Below are 4,165 nucleotides of genomic sequence, written 5' to 3'. Positions count from 1 at the left end.
TGGCCGAACTCGTGCAGCAGCGTCTCCATCTCTTCCAGCGACAGGCCCTGGCGGTCGAGGTTGACCACCAGCGCGGCCATCGGCTGCCGCCCGCTGGCGTTGGACACGCCGCGCAGCGGCCACACCGCCGCATGGTTGTACTTGCCATCGCGCGGGTACAGGTCGATCAGCAGCGTGGCCAGGCGCTGGCCGCTGTGGGCATCGACCACCGCCCAGGCCTGAGCGTCGGGGTGCCACAGCTCGGCGCCTTGAATGCGTTCATGCCGCACGCCGAACATGCGCTCGGCCACCTTCATCACGAAGCGCAGGCTCTCCTGCGGCGGGAAGTAGGGGCGGAAGGCTTCCTGGTCGACGCTGTAGCGCTCGCGGCGCAGCCGCTCGGTGTAGAAGAAGACGTCCCAGCGGTCCACCTTCGTCTCGGCCAGCGGGCGGCCGGTGCGCGCGGCCTTGGCGGCGCGCAGCTCTTCCACGTCGGCCAGCTCGCGGGCGGTGACGGCGGTCTTCACCTCGTCCAGGAAAGCCTGGGTGCGCTCCAGGCTGCCGGTCATGCGCCGGCGCAGCACAAAGTCGTCGTAGCTCTTGTAGCCGAACAGGCCCGCGTACTGCGTGCGCAACGCCACCAGCTGCTGCAGGCGCTTGAGGTTGGCCGGCCCGCCTTCGGTCATCTTGGCGCGGTACATACGCTCGCGCGAGGCGGCCGACTCGGCGTTGTTCAGCACCGCCAGGTAGCTGGGCATGTCCAGGCCCAGCACCACGCGGCCTTGGGCATCGCGCGGCGCGTTTTTCCAGTTGGCTTCGGGCACGCCCTTCAACTCGTCGGGCGTGAAGGGCACGCGCGTCTTGGTGTCGCGCACCGCCTTGTCGAAGGCCAGGCCCAGCTCGCCGATGCGGTCGCTCAGCCGCTTGGCCTGCGGGCGCAGCGCCTTCGGCAGCGCCACGCCGGAATCTTCGAAGCCTTCCAACGCCAGCGCGCGGGCACGCTGGTCGATCGCGTCACCCGGCGGCAAGGCCTTCAACGCCTGGTAGATCTTCTCATTGAGGCCGTAGCTGGAATAGAACGATTGCCAGCGCTGCTCGCAGGCCTGCATCGCATCGCGCACCGCGCTGTCGGGGTGCACGTTGGACTGGAAGCCGATGGGGTAGTACTGGTCTTCGATGTAGGCGTTCAATGCGTCGGACGCGGCCAGCCAGCCGCCGTCGGCCGGCCGCTGTTCCAACGCCTTCAGCCGCTGGCCGGCACCGGCCAGGCCGCTGTCGCAGGCTTGCTGCACCTGGGCCACGGTCTGGAAGCGCGGGAAGTCCACCGCACCCGCAGCGCCAGTTGCGGCCGCGGTTGGTGCGCCTTGTGCGGCGGCCAGCGCCTTCTTCGGGTCGATCAGCACCCGGCGGCCGTCGGGCGTGCGCTCGGCAGTGCCCACGATCAAGTTGATCAACTGCTGCGGCTTGAGCGCCGGGTTCACCGCCAGCAGCTTGCCGGCCAGGTTGGCCACCTGCGGCGAGGCCATCGAGGTGCCTGACAGCGCCACGCGGTCGCCGCCCGGCAGGAAGCTTTCCACCTGGTAGCCGTTGGCATGCACCTTCACCGTGGGGCCGTAGCTGGTGAACGGGGCTTCGTCGCCGGCGCGGTCCACCGCGCCCACCGTCAACAGATTGGGCAGCACGATGCCGGCCGGAATGTCTTCCACGAAGCTGGCGTCGCTGTTGCTGTTGCCGGCCGCGGTGACGAAGAGGATGTCGGGCGCGCTGGCGAAGGCACGCGTCAGCGCGGTCTTGCCGATCTCGAAGTACTCGCGCGCGGTGGCCTTGCGCTCTTCGGGCGTCTTGCCCAGGCCGCATTGCTCCAGGTCGTTCTCGATGGCGCTGACGTTGCCGCCCCAGCTCATGTTGACCACCCGCACGCCCTGCTGCTTGAAGTAGTCCACGTACGACTGGTAGGCCTGCGCATCGCGCTCGGTCTGCTCGCGGCTGGGGCAGGGGTCGGGCTTGAGCGTCCAGCCGAATTCGATGCGGCCCACCACCAGCCGCGCACCCGGGTTGCCGGCCAGCGCGATGCCGGCCACGTGGGTGCCGTGCTCGTAGTTGCCGGCCAGGCCGATCTGCTCCACCGCGGCCTTGTACTGGTCGGGCTGCAGCGTGGACAGGTAGCGCTTGACCTCGCTGGCTTCCGGGCTGTCGATGTTCGACTGCAGATCGGAGAAGCCCTTGGTGCGCGCCTTCATCTGCGGCAGTTGCGACTGCAGTTCCTTCGGAATCGGCATCAGCTCGCCGGTGGCGGGGCGCGAGTACTTGTCGAAGGCGATGACGGCGGGCTGGCCTTGCGCGTTCTTCACCACCTGGTTGGCGAACAGCGCGGTGTCGACACCGCTGTCCCACACCGCGATGGTGACCGGCTGCTTGATCTGGGCCGGCGTCAGCGTCACGTCGCGGGCAGCCCAGATGTCGGGCTTTTGCACCTGGTGGGCCGCCAGGTAGGCGGCGTAGGTGTCGGTGAGCACCGCCTTCAGCGGCAGCACCGCCAGCAGCGACAGGCGCGCATTCACCAGCCCCGGCGCAAAGTCGGAGCTGAGCACGCCGCTCTTGTCGACGATGGGCTGCATCACCTCGCGCACGCGGCCCAGCACCAGCGCCTCGCCCACCAGTTCCACGCCCATCTTGGCGCTCTTGATGTCGTTCTCGATCACCGCATACGGCATCGCGTCCAGCTCGCGGCGGATCTGCGTGGCCACCGCGCGCTGGAAGGCTTCGCCCTGCGGGCCGTATTGCTTGGCGGCCTGGGCCATGGCGCGCAGCCGCAGGCCGGACAGCAGCTTGTCGGCCGGCTTGTCCTGCAGCGCCCTCACCTCTTCGGCCCGGGCCAGCGCCTGGTCGTAGCGGCCGTCCAGGTAGTCCAGCGCGGCCAGCAGGCCGATCAGGTCGCGGCGGGTGGCCTTGTCCGGGATGTCATAGCCGGCCAGCACCGATTCGGTGTCGCGCCGGATGGCCGCCGCCAAAGGCGCGAAGCGGGCCGCATCGCGCACGAGGGGCTCGAGCGGGCCGCTCACCGGGTAGGTGAAGCGCGGCAGGTCGGCCGCTTTCTCGATGCGCGGGCGGGCGCCAGCGCTGCTGGCGGCCGGGGCGGCCGCTTCGGCCCCCGTGGCCACGGAAGGCATGGTGGCGCCCCCCAGGGTGAACATCAGCGCGGCGGCGGTGGCCACCCAGGTCTGCTGAAACATGCACAGCCTCGACAAGTGTTGCGAGGCCGCATGGTACGGCTGCGCGGGATGGCCGCTTGTGCCGCCCGGTTGCGCCTCAGTTGCGACTCCGTTGCGACTCAGTTGCGCATCGCGTCCCGCAGTTGCTGCAGCGCCGCCGGGTCGTCCAGCGTGGTCAGGTCGCCGGTGTCGCGGCCTTCGCACACCGCCTGGATCGCGCGGCGCAGCAGCTTGCCCGAGCGGGTCTTGGGCAGCGCCGTCAAGAAGCGCACACGCGCCGGCCGCGCCACCGCGCCCAGTTGCTCGTCCACCCGCTTCATCACCTCACCTTCCAGCTTCAGCGCGGCTTCAGGCGTGGCGGCCAGCGTGGGGTCCTTCAGCACCGCGAAGGCCACAGCCACCTGGCCCTTCAGTGCATCGGCCACGCCCACCACCGCCACCTCGGCCACCGCCGGGTGGCTGCTGATGCTTTCTTCGATCTCGCGCGTGCCCAGCCGGTGGCCGGCCACGTTGATCACGTCGTCGGTGCGGCCGAGGATGAAGAAGTAGCCGTCTTCGTCCCGCACGCCCCAGTCGAAGGTGCTGTAGACGAGGCGGTTGGGCACGCTTTGCCAGTAGGTCTTGACGAAGCGCGCGTCGTCGCGCCACACCGTCTGCAGGCAGCCGGGCGGCAGCGGCGCCTCGATGGCCACCACGCCCTTCTGGTTCGGTGCGGTGATGTCCTGGCCGGTGGCTTCGTCCACCAGCTTCACGTCGTAGCCGGGCACCGGCAGGCCGGGGCTGCCGAACTTGCTGCGCTGCTTTTCCACGCCATTGGCCAGCGCCAGGATGGGCCAGCCGGTTTCGGTCTGCCAGTAGTTATCGATGATGGGGCAGCCCAGCGCCTGGCTGATCCAGATGGCGGTGGGTTCGTCCAGCGGCTCACCGGCCAGGAACAGCGCGCGCAGCGAGCGCAGGTCGTGCTGCTGCATCGC

The 4,165-nt window shown here is 69.6% G+C and carries 2 protein-coding genes; both read right to left on the bottom strand.

All coding sequences use genetic code 11. The annotated features are described in order from the left end of the window. The coding region (locus ABNT58_RS24865; protein WP_348756070.1) for a M3 family metallopeptidase at nucleotides 1–3,212 on the bottom strand (3,212 nt) is incomplete at its 3' end. 98 nt (nucleotides 3,213–3,310) lie between these two features. Continuing rightward, nucleotides 3,311–4,165 (bottom strand): AMP-binding protein (locus ABNT58_RS24860; RefSeq protein ID WP_348756069.1); only part of this gene is annotated, 855 nt, incomplete at its 5' end.

Origin of the sequence: uncultured Aquincola sp. (genome assembly GCF_964001545.1) — a bacterium.
Taxonomy (GTDB): Bacteria; Pseudomonadota; Gammaproteobacteria; order Burkholderiales; family Burkholderiaceae_C; genus Aquincola.
Note: the sequence above shows the minus strand (reverse complement) of the source record. Positions and strands in the feature narration are given on the sequence as shown.